Below are 19,573 nucleotides of genomic sequence, written 5' to 3'. Positions count from 1 at the left end.
GTTCAGCTATTCCTGCCACCTTTTCTACAACTTACGCCCTTTTTTCATAATTTTGGAAGATGGAGATGATATATTTAATTATAGGTTGTATTGCCGGCGGAATACTGGGGGCGGTTATTTTATATTTTGCCCTGAAATCATCAATGGTTTCAAGAAGCTCTTATGATGAACTGAATACTTTATATATTAAAAGTAATTCAGACTTTTCCAACGCGACAACGAAAATCCAGGAGCTGAATCTTGACATTCAAAAAGAAAGAGAACAGCATCTTCTTCATCAGGACCTGATGAATGATCTGAAAAACGAGTTTTCAAAAATTTCGGCGGAATATTCATCATTGAATCTCCAGTTCCAGGAGCTGAAACAACTTAATATTAAACAGGGCTCCCATATCGAAACACTCATCAACGAAAAACAGGAGCTTTTTGCTAAGAACTCTGAGCTTTCAGCTCAAAATGAAAGCCTTCAGAAATCTCTGGAGTCTCAGAAAGAAGAAATTACAAGAATTCAGGAAGAATCAAAATTGCAGTTTGAAAATCTGGCTAATAAGATTCTGGAAGAAAAAACGGAAAAGTTCACTACTTTGAATCAAAATAACCTGAAAAACATCCTTGAGCCTTTCCAGGAAAAAATCGCAGATCTGAAGAACAAGGTCAATGAGGCCTACGAAAAAGAAAATAAAGAGCGCTTCTCCTTGGCTGAAAAAGTAAAGGAACTTGCGGAGCTGAATCAGCAAATCTCCGAGGATGCTAAAAAACTGACCAGAGCCTTAAAAGGGGAAAGTAAAACCCAGGGAAATTGGGGTGAAATGATTCTTGAAAGCATCCTTGAAAAATCAGGATTGGTAAAAGGCAGGGAGTATTTTCTGGAACATGAGCTCCGTGATGAAGATAATAAAGCCCTGTATTCAGAGTTTTCAGGTAAGAAGATGCGTCCCGATGCCGTGGTAAAATATCCCGATGAAAGAAATGTCATCATAGACTCCAAAGTATCCCTCACAGCTTTCACAGAATTGGTAGATGAAACGGACCAGGATGTTTATCTGATGAAACTGAATCAACATCTGAGCTCTATTAAAAACCATATCACACAGCTTAGTCAGAAAGCTTACGATGATTATGGAAAATCTCTGGATTTCGTGATGATGTTCATTCCGAGTGAACCTGCGTATATTGCGGCCATGCAGGCAGACCAGAACCTTTGGAATTATGCCTACGAGAGAAGGATTCTCTTACTAAATCCAAGCAACCTGATTACTTCTTTAAAATTGATTGCCGACCTTTGGAAACGGGAATACCAAAACAGAAACTCCCTTGAAATCGCAGAACGTGGTGCCCGGTTATATGATAAATTCGTTGGGTTTGTGGAAAATCTTGAGAGGGTAGGAAGAAATCTTGACCAGGCTAAGAATGTATATAATGAAGCCTATAAGCAGCTTCATACCGGAAATGATAATCTGGTACTCCAAACCCAGAAACTGAAATCACTGGGTATTAAAAATAAAAAAGACCTTCCTCCGAGCCTGATTGACAACAGCAATATATTAGAATAAAACAGTTTCTTCCGGGTGATAGGTCCTCTTTCCTACTTACCGGCAATATCAACTTCTCTCAGTATGCGGAGGCCATTTTATCAAAATCAGGGAAATTCAATCATAAATTTTGCATAATTTTGCGGCATGTTGATAGAAAGTTTTCAAAACGAAAAAATAAAAAATGTCACTAAGCTTCTTACTGACAACAGATTCCGTAAAAAATCAAAGGTCTTTGTCGTAGAAGGTAAGCAGGAAAATGAAAGGGCTGAACAATTCCATTATGAACCTGTAGAATATTTTATCTGTGAAAATATCTTTAAGGGGAAGATTCCCGCCGGTAAAATTCATTTTGTAAGTGAAAAAGTATATGAAAAAATAGCCTATAGGGGAACTTCAGAAGGTATTATCGGAATATATCAGACAAAAGAAGTATCTCTCTCTTCGTTTATTCCTAAAGACAATGCTACTGTAATCATAGTAGAAGGAGTGGAAAAACCCGGAAATCTTGGTGCCATTCTAAGAAGCTGTGAAGCATTCGGAATCGATGCATTAATTGTTGCTGACGGGAAAACAGACTTTTACAATCCCAATGTGATCCGTTCCAGTGTGGGATGTCTTTTCGGTATGGAAGTGTACCAGGCTGAAAATGAAGAAACGCTGGCATTTCTTCAGCAAAACCAATTCAATATTTATACGACCTTAATGGACGAAAGTGCTGAAGACCTTTATAAAAGAGATTTTAAGCAGCGTTCAGCTGTTCTGTTTGGCACTGAGCATTCAGGACTCAGTGATTTTTGGATGGGAAAAGGAAAGAATACGCTGATCCCAATGGCCGGCAGCATTGATTCACTGAACCTGAGCAATGCCGTGGCAATTACTTGCTATGAATCGTTAAGACAGAAGAAGGGCTAAATAATATATTATTTTCGGAGGTATCCCATAATTCGTAGGAGCTATGCTGCCTTCTTTGCCTACTTGAAATAGACATTATTTTTTAAAACTTTGCGTGAAAAACGAGCTCGATAATTTTGATGCTAATCAATAATGGACAGAATTTTTTATATTCAGACCCAATTTATTATGTCCCCAATTTTTGAGACTGATACGAGACTTGAGTGTAAAACATAAAAAACCGTCTCACTGGGTGAAACGGTTCTTTTATTGTTAAGCGTAAGCTAAAATTATTTCTTAGCAGCGTCTTTTGCAGCATCTTTAGCAGCGTCAGCAGCTCCTTTAGCAGCATCAGCAGCTCCTTTAGCAGCGTCAGCAGCTCCTTTAGCAGCATCTTTAGCAACTTCAGCACCAGCAGCAGTTGTAGCAGCAGCAGCATCTTTAGTAGCACCTACAGCAGCAGTAGCAGCAGAATCAACAACTTTAGCAGCAGAATCAGAAACTACAGCAGCAGAATCAGCTACTTGAGCAGCAGCAGAATCAGTAGCACCTTCAGTAGAAGTAGCTTCAGTTTTTTTACAAGCAACTAGAGAGATTGCAGCGATAGCAGCTACGAATAATGACTTTTTCATAATAAATTAAATTTAATTTTGTTAATATTGTTTTATAAAATTTTCTTCTGTTCTGTTATTTGAACAAGACAAAGGTAGAGCAGATATGAAATTTGTCTATGAAAAATAATTGTAATACCTTTGTAAAATAGTTTTACAAAAAAACATAACTGATAATCAATAATTTAATCATTTTTTAAAAAATTGACAGATTTAGATCTATTACACTTTGAACAGTTGAAAAAGGATGTTCAGGGGCAATATTTAAAAGAACACACCCCTTCTCACGATGATATTTCAAAGTGGAAGGGTATAGATATCATATATTTCCAGGAAGACCTTCGCAAAAAAGCCAAAGGTAACATCAGTGAAAAATCATTTTACACCTATTTCAAAACCTCACCGGTAACCAAATTACCAAGAATTGATATGCTCAATTTATTGAGTATTTATGCAGGATACGACTCATGGTACGAATTCAAAAAGCAACATCTTTTTGCAGGAGAATTGTTACAGGAAAATGATAATCTGGAAGAAGAAGATATCAATGAATTGGAAAAAGTTGTTTCCGAAGCTCAGGATCTTCCAAAAACGGAGTTTTCACCCAAAAAAGAAGAGAATACTATTCAGGAAATTACTGATTTACAAAAAACAACTATTGACAATCAAATAGTTACAAAAAATACAGAAATTCCACACCCTTCTGAAATTCCGCCAGCATTACCTGAGAAAAATTTCTTCAAAAAAAATGCATGGGCTCTTGTTACTTCAGTTCTTATTGCCATAACCGGAGTATTAGGATTTAAAGATGTCCTTTTTTCTAAAACATATAAATATTGCTTCACCGATAAAGATCGCGGGGTTGCTGTAATTAACACACTTGAAATACGGGTTATCAAACAAAATGAATCTCCTCTTCTCTATAAAATAAAACCGGGCGAATGCTTTTATTATTCTACAAAAGATAAAAATATAAAAATGCAGATCAATGCTCCTTTTTATGAATACATGGAAATCAACAGGAATCTGGAAAATGCTCCTGAAGAGGAAATGATAGAGCTAAAACCCGATGATTATAAAATGGCTGTCAATTATTTCTCAGTAAAAGATGCCAATGGAAATCCGGAACTCCTTAAGCAGAAAAGAAGTCAATTGGAAAACCTGATCAGTAACAATGCAGTTATTTATCAGGTGTATGATAATAATACTTACGGAATTGAAAGACTCGATAAACAAAAATATATTACACTTGTAACCACTCCTACTACCTCTTTGAAAAACCTGAGCGTAATAGAAATGAAAAAAGACAAAGGAAAGATCATATCCATCAAATTTAAAATTGCCTCCACAGATGAAAAGAATCCCTAATTTTTTAATCTCCGCAATGCTTCTTTTAGCATTTGTTGCCTGCAATAATAAAAAAACAGAAGTAAGCGATCTCGATAAATTAAGAAACAGCAATAACGCAAAAAGTTATCCTGCCGTACAAATGGACAGCATGCAGGCCATCAATTCCATTACCAAACAAAAAGTACAGGAGCTTCTCGATCTGTCGACACTCTACCTGTCCGGGAACAGAAATACAGAAATAGATACTGTGATCTATTCACAGATGCAGAGCTATTTCCACAAACCCGATTCCTTAACATTTAAAAGGCTGTTCAAAGAACTGGACAGCATGAAAGTAAAATCGGTAAAAGTAAATAATCTGAATGTCTACAAAGAATTTTATAAAAAGGATACCCTTGACTATGCCAGATTCAATGTAGAATATTTTGATAACAAAAATAAATCCTTGGGAAATTTTGAGAAGAATGCACAGTATATTTTAATTTCAACTCCAAAATTTAAAAAGGAGTTCAAATTTTATTTCCTGGATTTCTATTCCAAGCCGCTTAAAAAGGACAGCACTTCCACAGGAGTGACCAAATAGTCCAGGGGAATATCATTCTCCCAGACATCATCGATATATTCTTCGGGGTCAAAATAATTGACTCCGATTTTTTTTGCGCTCGGCGAAATACTTTGAAAAAGCCTGTCATAAAAGCCTTTACCATAACCTACCCTGTTTCCTCTTCTGTCGCAATATAGTAAAGGAGTAATCACATAATCAAAAAATGTCTCCCCGGAATCCTGTCCCGAAACAGGCTCCGGGATTCCCCAACTGCTTACCTCAAACTCTGTTTCTTCAAATATCTCAATATTAAGCAACTGACCTTCTATTACTTTAGGGACGAAAACACGGATATCATGTGATAAAAAATAGTGAATAAAGAGCCGGGTATCTATCTCATTGAACTTCTCAATAGGAATAAAAACATGTATCTTTTGTCCTGCTTCAGGATTAAAATATTCGATAAAATGCTCCAGTATTTTTCCGGATAACAAGAAAGCCTCATCATAAGACAAGGCTTTTCTTTTTTGCATATATTTTTTTCTAAGTTCAGCTTTCAACATGGATCTATGCGTTTTCAGCTTCTAAAATTTTATATAACTTATCTGATAAGCGAACCCTGAAAGGGAGTTTAAAAGTAATCTGATCTCCTGCTTTTGCTGTTTCAGCAGACCCACCGTTGGCATAAATCTGAGTAATAATAACCTCCTGCTCACCGGTTGTAGGTCCTGATATTAAAACTTTATCCCCAATTGAAAGCTCTTTGTTTTCAATTAAGAACTGGGCAATTTTCGATTTTGAATAGTAATGCTCAGCTTTTCCGATTAAAGTTTTCTTGGTTTTTATTTTCTGGCGGATATCTTTTGTTTCAGCTTTTGTAGCTTTGGCTAAAGGCTGAGTGGGCAGATCTCCGGATTTTTTGAATTTTAAGGCTTCTGATTTCCCTTTTCTGAATACTTTATTTCCAACCTGCAAGCCTTTTCTTAGTTTTACCTGTTCTTCCCACGGTAAATGTATAATTTCCTGGCATTCTGTAGAACAACAGTTTTCCATTGCAGCTTTGCATTCATCACATTGAATAAACAACAAATGACAGGCATCATTGGCACAGTTCGTATGATTATCACAAGGTTTACCACATTGATGGCATTGTGCAATAATATCATCTGTAATTCTCTCTCCTAATCTATGGTCGAATACAAAGTTCTTTCCAATGAACTTACTTTTTATTCCTTCTTCTTTTATCTGGCGTGTATATTCAATAATTCCGCCTTCCAGCTGATAAACATTTTTAAAGCCCTGATGTTTGAAGTATGCACTCGCCTTTTCACAACGGATTCCTCCTGTACAATACATCAGTAAGTTTTTGTCTTCTTTAAAGTTTTGTAACTGTTCATTAATAATCGGCAAGCTTTCCCTGAAGTTTTCTACATCAGGAGTAATAGCGCCTTCGAAATGCCCTACTTCACTTTCGTAGTGATTTCTAAAATCTACTACAATCGTATTCGGGTCTTCCAGCATAGTATTAAATTCATGTGCTTTTAAGTGGATTCCTTTATTGGTAACATCGAAAGTATCATCATTCAATCCATCGGCAACGATCTTATTTCTGACCTTTATTGTTAATTTTAAAAAGGAATGGTTATCTTGCTCCACTGCTACATTCAGACGAATGCCTTTCATAAAATCATATGCTTCCAGCGTATCACGAAAAGCCTCAAAATTGTCCGCCGGAATACTCATCTGAGCGTTAATTCCTTCATGGGCAACATAAATACGGCCAAGGGCATCAAGAGCATCCCAGGCTATAAATAAATCGTCGCGAAATTTTTTTGGATCTTCAATTTTGGCATACGCATAGAAAGATAAAGTAAGACGTTCCTTACCAGCTTCATCAATAAGTCTAGCTCTTTCTTCTGCGCTTAAGGTGTTATACAGTTGCATGCTATAAACGTTTTAAGTGAGAAAAATATTTTTGCAAAGATAATCATTTTTAAATAAGTATATTTATAGTCCTAACCGATCAGCGCATAGGGATACGGATAAAAAAGGTTATCATTGCTTTTTAATCAGGCAATCTTTAATATTTTTTTAAGTTTTGTTAACTGTGACATTAATAATTATGACATAATGTATAAAATGACACAATACCCGTTAAATTTTAGTTAAAATTGAAACATAGCATACTAATTGCTTACTTATTTAACATTAAATTTGTTTACTCAAAAACATATATAAAAATTAATTAATAAACAAGAAAGATATACAATGAAGAGTACTTTAAAAAAACTATTACCATTTGCAGTAGTTGGAGTCGTTTCAGGAGCTACTACCGTTGGAGCAATACAATATTTCGGTCATGGTTCCAACAATGGAGATCAATCTTATTTTACCACATCAGCTCCTACAGCCTCATTTGCAGGCATGAATACCGGAGCAGTAGGTGATGATTTTGTAAAAGCAGCCAAAACAACCGTTCCCGCTGTAGTTACCATTAAAAATTACCAGAACAGAACATCCAGCAGAGCTTCAGAGCAGGATTTATTTGATTTCTTCTTCGGAGATCCTTTCGGAGGAAGAGGTCAACAGAGACAAAAGCAGCAGGCTCCGGATAATATGCCTTCAGGAATGGGTTCCGGGGTAATTATCTCTCCGGATGGGTATATTATTTCCAACAACCACGTAGTGGCGGGTGCCAATAAACTGGAAGTGGTGCTGAGTAATAAAAAATCATATATAGCCACTTTAGTAGGTACTGATCCTAACACGGATATTTCCTTACTAAAGATTGAAGAAAAAGGGCTTCCTTATTTAAATTTTGCCAACTCAGACAATATCGAAGTAGGACAATGGGTATTGGCTGTAGGAAATCCGCTGGGCTTAAATTCGACTGTAACGGCAGGTATTGTTTCTGCTAAAGGAAGAGGTATTGGAATCTTGGGAAGCCAGGGAAAAGCTGCCAATCCTATTGAAAGCTTTATTCAAACGGATGCTGCCATCAACCCTGGAAACTCGGGAGGAGCATTGGTGAATACAAATGGTGAACTTATCGGTATCAACTCTGCTATTCAGTCTACCACAGGATACTACCAGGGATATGGATTTGCCGTTCCTGCTAACCTGGCGAGAAAAATTGTTGAGGATATCAAGAAATTCGGGATTGTACAAAGAGGTTTCCTTGGAGTTCAGTCATTAGACCTGTCCAATGATCAGTTGGTTCAGGCTTATAACAGGCAGAACAAAACAAGTCTGAAGGTAGGTTCAGGAGTATATGTAACCGGATTTGGTGATAACAGTGGAGCAGAAGATGCCGGCCTGAAAAAAGGAGACATCATTACCAAAGTAGACAATTATGATATCACTGATTTCGCTGATCTGTCAATGTCCATCGGAAGCAAACGTCCTGGAGATAAAGTTCAGGTAACGTATTCCAGAAACGGTAAAGAATCTACTACTACCGTAACCCTTAGAGATCAGAAAGGAGGTACTTCCACAAGAACCAAGGCTGATCTTAGCGTAACGGAAAAGATAGGAGCTGAATTTGACCCGCTGAATGACAGATTTAAAACCGAATATGGACTGACAAGCGGTGTAGTGGCTAAAAATGTATCTGAAGGCAGCGAAATGGCTAAAATCGGAATTGTAGACAACTATATCATTATTGAGATCAATGGTAAACCTGTCAACTCTCAAAAAGATGTAGAAAAAGTTCTGGATAAATACCAGGGGAATGTACAAGTAAAATTTGTAGATGACTATGGTAGAATCTATACAAAAGGTTTCAAAATGCCATAACCAGTAATAAAATACTTCATAAAAAACGCTGTAGAAAATCTACAGCGTTTTTATTTATTGGGGTTTATTCATTTTCTCAGCGATCCTTTTCTTTTTATTCCGCTCATACATCACTTCTACAATTTTACCTCCAACCCATGAAAACGGGAAAAAGGTAAGGAAAATAGAAATTTTATAAAATGTAGGATGATAAGGATATATAATTATGTCCAGCATCGCAATGAACAGCATGATAAAACCAATAAGAATAGCATAGGCTACTTTGGCATATTTAACGATAATTGCTGTAGCGACGCCGCCAATTGTTGTTCCTAATCCTGAAATAAACAGCAGGAAGCCAAAAAAAGCTTTATCGTCTTTCATACTGTAAAGAAATCTTTGCCAGTGCTCAAAAGGAGCGAAAGCTTCAAAAGTAACCCATTGCGGAAAAGCCCTTATCCCAAGAGTGATAATAAGCCCTGCTATAGCAAGACCCAACAACACCGCAATTGTATTTCTTAAAAAATTCATTAATCCTGATGTGCAATCATAGAAATTTCGATATCCACATTTTTAGGCAGGCAAGAAACCTGTACTGTTTCACGTGCAGGGTAACTTTCTGCGTCCAGATAAGATGCATAGATATCATTCATTACCGCAAAGTCATCCATACTTTTCAGGAAGATTGTTGCTTTTACCACATTTTTAAAAGTCATTCCTGCTTCTGTAAGAATAGCTTCAAGGTTTTTCATTACCTGATGCGTTTCCTTTTCAATCCCTTCTACCAATTTACCAGTTGCAGGATCTACAGGAATCTGTCCGGAGATATATAAAACCCCGTTTGCCATATTAGCTTGTGAATAAGGCCCGATAGCCGCAGGTGCATTAACTATGTTGATTATTTGTTTCATATCTGGATATTTATTTTTTTTTCAGGGTTATCTTCCAATCACCATCTCTGTATTTACCGTTGGGAATCTTTTCAACAGTGATTTTTTTAGAATATATTTCGATTGCAAATATAAAATTTATATTTTCAAATGCCAATGTGACATTAGAAAGGTGCGTTAGGCTGGGTAAAACTTCTGTCTTTATATTTCAAAGCATCACTCAGGATATTGGCTTTAATCCCGATAAAGAAGTCATATACTTTATATTGTCCAAAAGGAACCCAGTTAAAATTAATGGTAAAGCTTCGCTGATCCCTGGAGAATCCGATTCTTGTATAGGCCAGTTGTTTAGTCACCAAATCATAATGGGTACTTCCGTTTACATTCCAGTAAGGCGTCAGTTTTATGCTTCCATCCAGACCTATAGATGCAATTTTTGAGCCTACCCTGCTAAGACCTTTGGTATAAGCATAATTGGCGTTTACGTTCAGTGTCCACGCTTGGTCGAAGTGAGCATAATTGTCATCATCAAAGTAGTAATTTTCATTTCGTACCTCTCCCTTCGAAGAATATTTCTTGGCATAATCTGTTTTTTCTCCAAAAAGCTCACTGCTTAAAGGATATGACATCTGAACATTGAATCCCTGTACACTGAAATGTCCGAACTGCTCCGATCTGATTCCCGTATCCTGTCCCGGAAGAAAAACAATTTTATAGGGATCCAGGCTAAGGCTTGTATTAACGGTAAGCTTGTTATTAAAGAAAGAAGACTGACCATTGATGGAAAGTACAGACCAGGGATGATCTTTGGCTGCAAAGTTATAGCTTCCTGAAAGGTTTAAAGATTCAAAAATCTTGATTTTCTTTACTCCCGTGGAATCCTTCTTAGACTTCACCTTCATTTCGATATTGTTCCCGATATTAAAGCCAAGAGCACCCACCATTCCGTTAGTAGGACTTCCTACAATTCCTTTTTCGAAAATAGAGTAAGGGGTAAGAGCTCCCGAGGCATTATAGTAATTTTTATAATAGCCGAAATTTGGGCTTGAGAAATCCGGTGAATAGGTAAACCCGATACTTGGGGTCATCATATGCCTCACCGCTTCCACGGCAGATCCTTTTTTAAACTTCATCATCCCGTACAATGTTGTCTGAAGACTAGCTGTAGTGGAGAAATAGGAATATCCTGTAAAGTTCTTCCTGATTTCATCTACTGTCACGTTTTTGATAGGATCATAATACCTGTTCAATGATTTTGTCGTTAATGCATTATCAATATTGGCACTTAAGCTGAATGTAAAGAACTTCGCTAAAGTAGTATTGGTGGCAATGGCAATATTGTTTTTTAATCCTGTCTGCATCTTATCCCACATAGCTTTCGTAAAGAGCTCATTCTCCTGGGTATTTACAAAATTGGTTAGGTTAAACCCGGTATTCACAGTAATATTTTCAAGAAGTCCACTTCTGATCCCTGTTTTGGATTTGAATAAATAGAACTGGTTGATGGCCACATTCATTTGTGGAAGACGCAGGTCTGCTAAACCGGTTGCAAAATTCTGTGAATAAGAAGCCGTCCCGGTAATCGTCATCGGAAGTTTCAGGAATCTCTTCGTTACTGTAACTGTTGAATTTTGCTGTGTATTTAACACATTCTGGTTGAAAATATAATTGTTGTTGAGCGGATTATTGTAAAATTTAGTGCTTACAATATCTACAGAAGCACTGAATGTAAGGAAAGGATTAGCCTTAGTATCCTGTGAGTGTGTCCAGGAAATTCTGTAGGTACTGTTTTTGGTATAATCATCCAGGCCCTTTATTCCTCGGACCATAGTTCCTATATCGGCTGTAAAGTTACCGGAATACCTGTACTTTTTCTGATAGTTCATCTGTGGCCGCAGGTTCCAGCTTCCTTTTGTATAAATATCCGCAAGCACCTTAAGGTCAAAATGTTCTCCTATCGGCTGGTAATATCCTATTCCGTTCAGGAAAAAACCTACATCTTCCCTTTCACCAAAACTCGGAATCAAAATTCCGGCCGCCCTTTTATCCGAAAACGGCAAAACAGCAAATGGTAAAACCAACGGTGTAGGAACTTTTTCTATATACATTTGAATAGGCCCTGTAACAATCTGAGATTTACTTTTGGATTTTATGAGTTTGATATTAGAAGCCCTCATAAAATAGTCTGCTGCCGTATCTTTCTTTTTGATGAAATAATCATCAGTGGTATAATCCGCTCTTCTCATGGCGAATACCGAGTCGTTATATTTCTTTGTTTTCTGAGCTATAATCACCCCCTCACTTTCCTCAGTTCTCGCATTAAAAGCAATGGCCTGTCTGGTTTTGGTATTATAGCTGAACTCATTGGTTTCATATTTTTTTCCGGCTTGTGTAGTAATCACCGGCTCAATGATTTTCCCTAAAGAATCCTGTTTTCCCCGGGCATAGATTATATTTTTATTATCATCAATAGAGATATAATCTGCATCGATCTGCATATCCTGATACTTTACCTGCGCATTTTTATTAAGGAATGTCATTTTTTTAGGAACGTCCCTTCTCTGATCATCAGCTTTGGTACGCAGAACATCCTCTAAGGCTTCTTTTTTTACAACAATGGTATCCTTTTTGGGAATAGTATCGTTAACCGCATTTTTAGGCAATTTTTCAGGTGTTTTCTGTGCTAAAAAATTGTTAAAAATTAGGATAATTAAAATTTGTAATATATTTTTGAAGACGGTTTTGGCCAATTTTATTCTATATAATTAAGGTCCAAAATTAATATAATTTTTATAACTGTAAGATGCACAAACAAAATTTTAAAATAATTTTATCATTTCTCCTTATCCTTATCTCCAACTTTATATTCTCTCAGAAGAAGTTTACCATCGTTCTGGATGCAGGACACGGGGGAAGTGACCATGGAGCCAACAGAACCTATGCTGATATTGGAAGGGTCGCAGAAAAAGACATTACCCTTGCCATTACCTTAAAGGTAGGTGCAATGCTGGAGAAAAACAGGGATTTCAAAGTAATTTACACCCGTAAAATTGATGAATACCCTTCTTTATCCGAAAGGACCAACCTGGCCAACAGGAGCAAAGCGGATCTTTTTATATCCATACATTGCAATTCTTCACAAAGGCCTACCGCTTATGGAACGGAAACCTATGTACAGGGCCCCAACCAGAATAATGAAAACCTTGAGGTAGCTAAAAGGGAAAATGATGTGATCTACCTGGACGAAAAAGACAGACAGATCTTCGGCTCTTATAATCCGGATTCCCCGGAATCTTTAATTGCTTTAAAACTTCAGCAAAGCAAATATCTCGAATCAAGCCTTCTTTTGGGCGGCCTGGTGGAAGACAATTTTGTAAATAAGGACAAAAGATTTTCAAGAGGTGTTTTCCAGAAAAACCTTCACGTTCTCCGTATGAACGCGATGCCTTCCGTTCTGATAGAAACCGGCTTTATCAATCACCCTGAAGAAAGCCATTATATCGCTTCCGAAAAAGGACAGAATGAAATTGCAGAAAGTATTTACAATGCTGTCATTGATTACAAAAAAGCTATTGACAGAAAAACAGGAGGCGCTATTGCTGCCAAAAAGCCTGAACCTGAAAAACCGGCGGAAGTTCCTCTGAAAAATGATTTCAGAATATTACTGATGAGCTCCCCTACGAAATACAATGATGGAGATCCCGCCCTTAAAGGTTTAAATTATATTCTTACCCTTAAAGAAAACGGACAATACAAGTACTATTACGCTGTAACCAATATGGCTTCCGTAAAAGACATCAATCTTAAGACAGCTAAGGATGCAGGCTTCAGAAATGCCTTTGCAGTAGGATTTATGCCTAACCAGAGAATCAGCATGGGGTATTATACCATAGAGGTTTATGCAGGAGATAAACTTAATGGAAACTCTTATATTCTTCAAACCTTAAAAGATGTGGAAAGGCAAAAAGACAGCGGAGTCTTCTATTACACCTATGGAAAAGTGTATACTTTAGAAGATGCTGTAAAACTTCAGAAAGAACTTGAGACTAAAGGAATTAAAAATACGGTAATACAAAAAGTGTATAAATAATGTTAAAATAATTTTGAAGTTTAGAAGTTAATGATTACTTTTGCAACCTCAAAATTTGGCCTATTCGTCTAGTGGTTAGGACTCAAGATTTTCATTCTTGCAACAGGGGTTCGATTCCCCTATAGGCTACCAAATTTTATATCATGCCGGATTTAAAAATACAAGAAGCAAAATTGCTTTTTAAGAAAATCCACTCTAACCCAAAAAGTTATGATTTACAAATCAATGAAGACGGGATTACAGGCAGGGATGATAAAATAAGTTTCAGGCTTTACAGGACCGGAGAAAGGGTAGCTTTCGAAGTAACAATAGATGAACTTACTTTCACCAATACGACTGGAGAATGGAACAATGCAATGATTATGTTGGGAAACACAATCAAGAAAATTGAAAAGGAACAAGAAAATTTAAAAATAGAACAAGCAATAGATAAACTCAGAAAATACCTGTCAGAAGAAAATTAAAAATTTTTGAAAAAAAATTTGGCAGATAAAAAAAAAGTTTATAGTTTTGCACTCACATTTGAACGATATGGCAAATCATAAATCAGCATTAAAGAGAATCAGACAAAACGAAACTAGAAGACTTCGTAACAGATATTATCACAAGACTGCTAGAACAGCGTTGAAAGCCTTGAGAAATGAGGAGAACAAAGCTGCTGCTACAGAGCAACTGCCAAAAGTTATCGCTTTATTGGATAAATTAGCTAAGAAAAATATTATCCACAAGAACAAAGCTGCTAACTTGAAAAGCAAATTAACAAAACACGTTAATAAATTAGCGTAAGAATATAGTAGGCCCGTTCGTCTATCGGTTAGGACCTCAGATTTTCATTCTGGTAAGAGGGGTTCGATTCCCCTACGGGCTACAAACTAAGAGTTGATACTTATAAAAACAAAAGCTAACACACTGAAAAATTCAGTGGAAGATAGAGGGCCCGTTCGTCTATCGGTTAGGACCTCAGATTTTCATTCTGGTAAGAGGGGTTCGATTCCCCTACGGGCTACAAAAAAGGACTTTTATAAGGTCCTTTTTTTGTTTTCTCTACTTTCCTTCTATTTCTTCCTATACTACGATCTGGCCAAGTTCATTTAATCTTTTCTAAGCATACGCATATTCATCCACTTTCACTGACTTTGCTGGGATCAGTTACAAAAGCTGAGGACCAGACAAAAGTTTAGTTAATCTGAATAGAAGAAACTTCCGGGATGAAACCATATGGCTAGCCATCCACAACAAGAATCAACATCAGTGATTTCATATCCCCCTAAGAATGACATTTTCTAAAACTGTCAAATACTACAATCAAAATCTTAATAAATCATTAAAAAATGAAATAAAAATATCAACATAATAATTTTATGTATAAATTTATAAAAACTAAAACACCTAAATCCCAACGATATGAAAATCAATTTATTGACAAAACACTGTTCAAAAAAAACTAAGGCAATGGCTTTTCTGTTATTCATAGTGAGCACATTGTTCCCTTCCCAAACTAAAAAGTATGCTTATCAGCAAGAAAACAATACCAATGCTTTACTATGCCTGGGTTGTGGGGTAGAGAACCCTGAAAACGCGGTTGATGCTAATGAAGATACGTATTCTACCCTGAAACTTAATGCAGGGGTAGTTGCCGGAGTTGAGCAAACTTTACTCTTTGAACCAACAACGAAAATGCCCGGAAAGCTCGTAATTGGCATCGGTACTGAGAGCACTCCCTTATTCATTGAACTACTGGGATCTCTTACTGTAGAGACCGGGGACAGAGATCTTTTGGGAACAAAATCCAATGTGAATGTCAAAACCATCAGCAACAGCATCCTCAAAGTCAGCTCACAAGATCAAAAAAGAGCCACCATTGAACTAGACCTTGGAATCAGCCAATTTTCATATGCCAAAATAACGTTGCTGGGAGGACTTCTCACATTAACGGGCGGACTTCGTATTTATTACGCTTATTACACAGAGCACACCAGCATGTGCCCGCCTCCCCATAATCCTGTTCATTATTATCCCTTTGATGGTACAACTTATGACCATGCCGGAAACTTTGATTTAACCCGTACCAGTATAGATACAGAACTGTTTAAACCTAATATGATATGCGGCCAGGGACTTAGCTACTCTACAACAGATCCTACCTACACATTCAAAGGTAAAGATTATCTGAATGTACCGTTTCCACGGGCTCCAAGAACGGTTTCATTCTGGGCACAAATTGATCAGGGTGGTTATATTGATCTCACCATTTACGGAGAAAAAGTAAAAATTACTCCAGATAGCATCATTATAAAACCAGTCAACGAGAACCATAGTTTTCAAAAAAGCTATTTTGGGAGAATGTTCAGACGTAATCCGGCCACTTCAGGAAGATTAAACCTCTATACCATAAACTTCAACAATGATCCAACTCCTCCTTATTCTATTTCAAGTACGTTCTACATAAAAAATAATGCAGAAGTCAATCCTCCGTATTATCCTGTAGATGTTTATCCAACTGTAAATGGAGAAGGCCTTCCCGGTCCTTATCTGTTTTTTACAGGTGCCACCAGCAGCTATCCTACGGTTATTTACACTACCCATTGGGCTCCTTATTACACTAAGGGGGCAGACCTGATGAATAACGAGTTTAGTATTTCCTTTAAACGGGCACAGCTGGATGAGTTTCTTATTTATGATAAAAAGGCTGATCCAAAACTGCTGTTTAATACTTACCCACAAAATAACAGCGGTTCATCCATTTTGGCAAAAACATCATTTCAGATAGAAAGCAAAACATTAGCCGTTTCTCCTAATCCAACCACAGGACAGATTACCATCGATGGAGACATCCCTTTAACCGGCTCTGACATTTCTATCAGGAATGTATCAGGAATGGAAGTTTATCACTCCGCTTTCAAAACCAAAACATTTGAACTACCTGCCAATCTTCCCGGAGGAATCTATATACTTACTCTTCAGACAAAAGACCAAAAAGTATATACCCGTAAAATTATTTTGACACGATAAAGACATACCGTATTCTGATCAAATTTTAAAAAGATTCCGGCAGGCTGAAGCCTGCCGGAATCTTTTTAAAATTACCTGAAACCCACCTTCAAACATTAAAGAATATTTAATATTTGAATGATATAATGAACATACTATTAAATAATCTAAAAACATTAAAAAAAATAGTTAGCATAATCATTTTATATGTAAATTTATATCACCAAACACTCAGATCTCAAAATATGAAAATCAATTTATTTACGGAATTTCCCAATCCCTCATTATTTTATTTTACCGCCTGCTATAGGTTTCTTATTAATAAACAAAACTACAGCACATCTGATTATGGAATATTACTCCGATAAGGAGAAAACGAGGACGAGCTACTTCAAATACCCTTCAGGCAGCTGAATCTCCTATAAACCATTGTACCACCAGCACAACAACAATACAACCTATCCTGAGCAGAATATTACTCCGGAGGTATTATAGACTCTAACTGAAATACTTCAGATAGAGCTTTACTATACTGTTTTAATCCAATATGACTAACCTGAAAATTACTCTGAAAGAAAGAGCAAATGCAGCAGTAATTGATATCAGATTAACTTAAAAATTTTTATTCAGACGACACCTAAATTTTTAATTATATGAAAAATTCATTTTTACAACAAAGCATGATCGGAAAAATAGCATTTTTCGTTTCCCTGCTCGTTACCGGTGCTATATTGTATGCACAAAACAAGATTTATGCAAGCAGTCAGATTACCCAAATTATTGATACATGCCCGCAATGTTCAATCCAGTCTCCACAAAACGCTGTGGGAAATAATGAAAATGATTATACCACCATAAAAGTTCCCTATAAAAGCAACGGATTGGTTGAACAAACATTGATTTTCCCTGCTGCTAAAGAAGCACATTTTAATAAGGTAATCGTTGGTATAGAAATTGAAAATGCATCTCTAGACATCTTAAATCTTGGAGGAATCTCCATAGAATCCTTTTTAGGAAATAACTCTAACAATGACCTGGTACAAGTCGATCACAATATGTTAAAATCCTTAGGTTCAAATAAAGGAATGATTGAATTTATACCTTATAAACGCTATGATCGCATTAAACTCTATTTCCACGATGTATTAAATGATAATCCCCGCAGAATATATTATGCTTACCAGACACCCAATCCGAAAACCTATGCAGCTTCCCAAACAAACCAAACTTCCGGAGTTTGCCTTCTATGCTCTATAGAAAATCAGCAGAACGCTGTAGGAAATAATGAATATGATTATACATCCATAAAAATTCCTGTGGGCATTGCCGGAGGAATGGTACAAACATTAATATACCCAACTCCTACTCCTTCTAATTACAAAAAAATAGTCATAGGAATAGGAACCAATAAAGACGTTTTTAATATTCAATTGCCAGGTAAAATGTTTGTAGAAACATTCCTTGGAAACACCTCTAATAATGATTATAAAAAAGTAGACAGCAACATGCTGAAATTCACCCCCAATTCGCAAACAGGAACCATAGAATTCACTTCTCCTAAGCGTTTTGACAGAGTAAAAGTATATTTTAACAGCGGTTTGCTTGGCTTGGGTGAAGAATTTAGGATATATTATACTTATTACACCCATGGAACATTCACTACATGTGGCAAACTACCACTTAATCCTATTGCCTATTATCCGTTCAATGGGGATGCTAAAGACATCATTAATGGTTTTAACCTGAACGAGATTACAAATGCTACTAAAACATTCCCTGACGGAACAATCTGTAGTAAAGCTATAACCTCAGGAGATTTATCAACTACTACACTGCCTGACTCTTTAAAGCATTCCAAAACAATTGCTTTTTGGGGTCGCACAGATGGAAACTCATCCGGTGTGGAAGTAACAGCGTTCAACACCATTACCCTCATTAACCACGAGCAGGTTAAATCCTATCCCCATACTTTCAGCCCTGATAAAAGTATAGATGAGATAGCGGTACATACCACAAGTCCTCTTAATCAATGGAATCATTATGCGATAGTTTATATTGATAATGGAGCCGATACCCGCCAATGCCTATACAAAAATGGGAATTATGTCGGTTGTACAGAGGAAGAAGAGAGTTTACCCAATCCGAATAATCAGATACTGGTGCGGCTTCCGAATGGCTCTCAAATTGACGAACTTCTTGTTTATAACCGGATACTTGGGCCAGATGAGATCTTACAGTTGGCACAGTCATACAATCAACCCTCAACCCTTATCTCATCTCCAATTCAAAAAGCGGCTACAGAGAGTTACCTGTTCACGGTTTCTCCCAATCCGACCGCAGGCCAAATCACTTTAAACGGGAACTTCCTTTTAGTCGGTTCAAATATTTCTATCAGGAATACATCCGGAAAGGAAGTCTATCGTACCGATTTTAAAACCAAAACATTTGATGTACCGGCCAACCTTCCCGGAGGAGTCTACATATTAACCGTGCAGACGAAAGATCAAAAAATATACACCCGTAAGATCATCCTGACAAGATAGTTTTGTCTCAAATCAGACTTATTAAAGACAGGCCCCACCTGTCTTTAATCTTATAAATATATTTCATATAACATGAATATATTGTTAATTTTTTATAAATAAACAATAAATATCACCGTAAAATGAAATATTATTTTTTATTTTTTCATTTAATTCTTACATTTGATTTTAACTATTAGTCAAAAATGTAAACAATGAAATCAAACTCATTATCAGAAAATATTTTTACCATAAAAAACTTATAATCAACATTTTAGTTCGACATAAACTTTTTCTTTAATTTACAGCAGAACGCGTCTCTATCCAGGCTTTGAAAATCTCTTCTCCTAATCGTTTGACCAACCAACATTAAAT

The 19,573-nt window shown here is 36.6% G+C and carries 16 protein-coding genes and 3 tRNA genes; 13 read left to right on the top strand and 6 right to left on the bottom strand.

Annotated features, from left to right (window positions below):
* Positions 1-59 precede the first annotated feature (59 nt).
* Both rmuC and OK18_RS09915 read left to right on the top strand, forming a co-directional pair.
* On the top strand, positions 60-1,553 hold the full coding sequence (gene rmuC / locus OK18_RS09920) for a DNA recombination protein RmuC (protein ID WP_053327909.1): 1,494 nt from the start codon (positions 60-62) through the stop codon (positions 1,551-1,553).
* A gap of 126 nt (positions 1,554-1,679) precedes the next feature.
* Entirely contained in the window at positions 1,680-2,447 is a 768-nt protein-coding gene (locus tag OK18_RS09915; RefSeq protein WP_053327908.1) for an RNA methyltransferase, read from the top strand.
* A 269-nt stretch (positions 2,448-2,716) separates the two neighbouring features.
* On the opposite strand, the gene OK18_RS09910 is transcribed toward OK18_RS09915, so the two are convergent.
* The gene (locus tag OK18_RS09910; RefSeq protein ID WP_050020581.1) at positions 2,717-3,058 is read right to left on the bottom strand and encodes a hypothetical protein; all 342 of its coding nucleotides are present in this window, start codon (positions 3,056-3,058) and stop codon (positions 2,717-2,719) included.
* 183 nt (positions 3,059-3,241) lie between these two features.
* On the opposite strand from OK18_RS09910, the gene OK18_RS09905 reads away from it, so the two are divergent.
* Positions 3,242-4,405 carry a hypothetical protein gene (locus OK18_RS09905; RefSeq protein ID WP_053327907.1) on the top strand — a complete coding sequence of 388 codons (1,164 nt, stop codon included), beginning with the start codon at positions 3,242-3,244 and terminating at the stop codon, positions 4,403-4,405.
* Positions 4,389-4,970 carry a hypothetical protein gene (locus OK18_RS09900; RefSeq protein WP_050020580.1) on the top strand — a complete coding sequence of 194 codons (582 nt, stop codon included), beginning with the start codon at positions 4,389-4,391 and terminating at the stop codon, positions 4,968-4,970. The genes OK18_RS09905 and OK18_RS09900 overlap by 17 nt, the downstream gene beginning before the upstream one ends.
* Here the strand turns inward: OK18_RS09900 and OK18_RS09895 are convergent.
* Positions 4,919-5,494 carry a 5-formyltetrahydrofolate cyclo-ligase gene (locus OK18_RS09895; RefSeq protein WP_050020579.1) on the bottom strand — a complete coding sequence of 192 codons (576 nt, stop codon included), beginning with the start codon at positions 5,492-5,494 and terminating at the stop codon, positions 4,919-4,921. The genes OK18_RS09900 and OK18_RS09895 overlap by 52 nt on opposite strands.
* A gap of 4 nt (positions 5,495-5,498) precedes the next feature.
* A complete protein-coding gene (gene trhO, locus OK18_RS09890) occupies positions 5,499-6,875 on the bottom strand; it encodes an oxygen-dependent tRNA uridine(34) hydroxylase TrhO (RefSeq protein WP_053327906.1) in 1,377 nt (458 codons plus the stop codon).
* A 324-nt stretch (positions 6,876-7,199) separates the two neighbouring features.
* Here trhO and OK18_RS09885 point away from each other — a divergent pair, with 324 nt between their 5' ends.
* Positions 7,200-8,726, top strand: coding sequence for a trypsin-like peptidase domain-containing protein (locus tag OK18_RS09885; RefSeq protein ID WP_053327905.1), 1,527 nt, complete (start codon positions 7,200-7,202; stop codon positions 8,724-8,726).
* A 54-nt stretch (positions 8,727-8,780) separates the two neighbouring features.
* On the opposite strand, the gene OK18_RS09880 is transcribed toward OK18_RS09885, so the two are convergent.
* From OK18_RS09880 to OK18_RS09870, 3 genes are all read right to left on the bottom strand, one after another.
* A complete protein-coding gene (locus tag OK18_RS09880; RefSeq protein WP_050020576.1) occupies positions 8,781-9,236 on the bottom strand; it encodes a hypothetical protein in 456 nt (151 codons plus the stop codon).
* Complete coding sequence (locus tag OK18_RS09875) at positions 9,236-9,616, bottom strand: RidA family protein (protein ID WP_053327904.1); 381 nt, start codon at positions 9,614-9,616, stop codon at positions 9,236-9,238. The genes OK18_RS09880 and OK18_RS09875 overlap by 1 nt, the downstream gene beginning before the upstream one ends.
* A gap of 143 nt (positions 9,617-9,759) precedes the next feature.
* A complete protein-coding gene (locus tag OK18_RS09870) occupies positions 9,760-12,345 on the bottom strand; it encodes a putative LPS assembly protein LptD (RefSeq protein ID WP_053327903.1) in 2,586 nt (861 codons plus the stop codon).
* Positions 12,346-12,398: 53 nt separating this feature from the next.
* On the opposite strand from OK18_RS09870, the gene OK18_RS09865 reads away from it, so the two are divergent.
* From OK18_RS09865 to OK18_RS09830, 8 genes are all read left to right on the top strand, one after another.
* Positions 12,399-13,685, top strand: coding sequence for an N-acetylmuramoyl-L-alanine amidase family protein (locus OK18_RS09865; protein ID WP_050020575.1), 1,287 nt, complete (start codon positions 12,399-12,401; stop codon positions 13,683-13,685).
* Between the two features lie 57 nt (positions 13,686-13,742).
* Positions 13,743-13,817 (top strand) — tRNA-Glu (locus OK18_RS09860).
* 11 nt (positions 13,818-13,828) lie between these two features.
* On the top strand, positions 13,829-14,149 hold the full coding sequence (locus OK18_RS09855; RefSeq protein WP_053327902.1) for a hypothetical protein: 321 nt from the start codon (positions 13,829-13,831) through the stop codon (positions 14,147-14,149).
* Positions 14,150-14,216: 67 nt separating this feature from the next.
* Positions 14,217-14,471 (top strand): 30S ribosomal protein S20, encoded by a 255-nt coding sequence (rpsT, locus tag OK18_RS09850; RefSeq protein ID WP_002983073.1) that lies wholly within the window; start codon positions 14,217-14,219, stop codon positions 14,469-14,471.
* 10 nt (positions 14,472-14,481) lie between these two features.
* Positions 14,482-14,553, top strand: a tRNA-Glu gene (locus OK18_RS09845).
* Between the two features lie 66 nt (positions 14,554-14,619).
* Positions 14,620-14,691: transfer RNA gene (locus OK18_RS09840), tRNA-Glu, on the top strand.
* Between the two features lie 446 nt (positions 14,692-15,137).
* Positions 15,138-16,697: a T9SS type A sorting domain-containing protein gene (locus tag OK18_RS09835; RefSeq protein ID WP_167336360.1), complete on the top strand. Its 1,560-nt coding sequence runs from the start codon at positions 15,138-15,140 to the stop codon at positions 16,695-16,697.
* A 632-nt stretch (positions 16,698-17,329) separates the two neighbouring features.
* Positions 17,330-19,219 (top strand): T9SS type A sorting domain-containing protein, encoded by a 1,890-nt coding sequence (locus OK18_RS09830; RefSeq protein WP_053327900.1) that lies wholly within the window; start codon positions 17,330-17,332, stop codon positions 19,217-19,219.
* Positions 19,220-19,573: the final 354 nt, after the last annotated feature.

Source organism: Chryseobacterium gallinarum (assembly GCF_001021975.1).
GTDB lineage: Bacteria > Bacteroidota > Bacteroidia > Flavobacteriales > Weeksellaceae > Chryseobacterium > Chryseobacterium gallinarum.
Note: the sequence above shows the minus strand (reverse complement) of the source record. Positions and strands in the feature narration are given on the sequence as shown.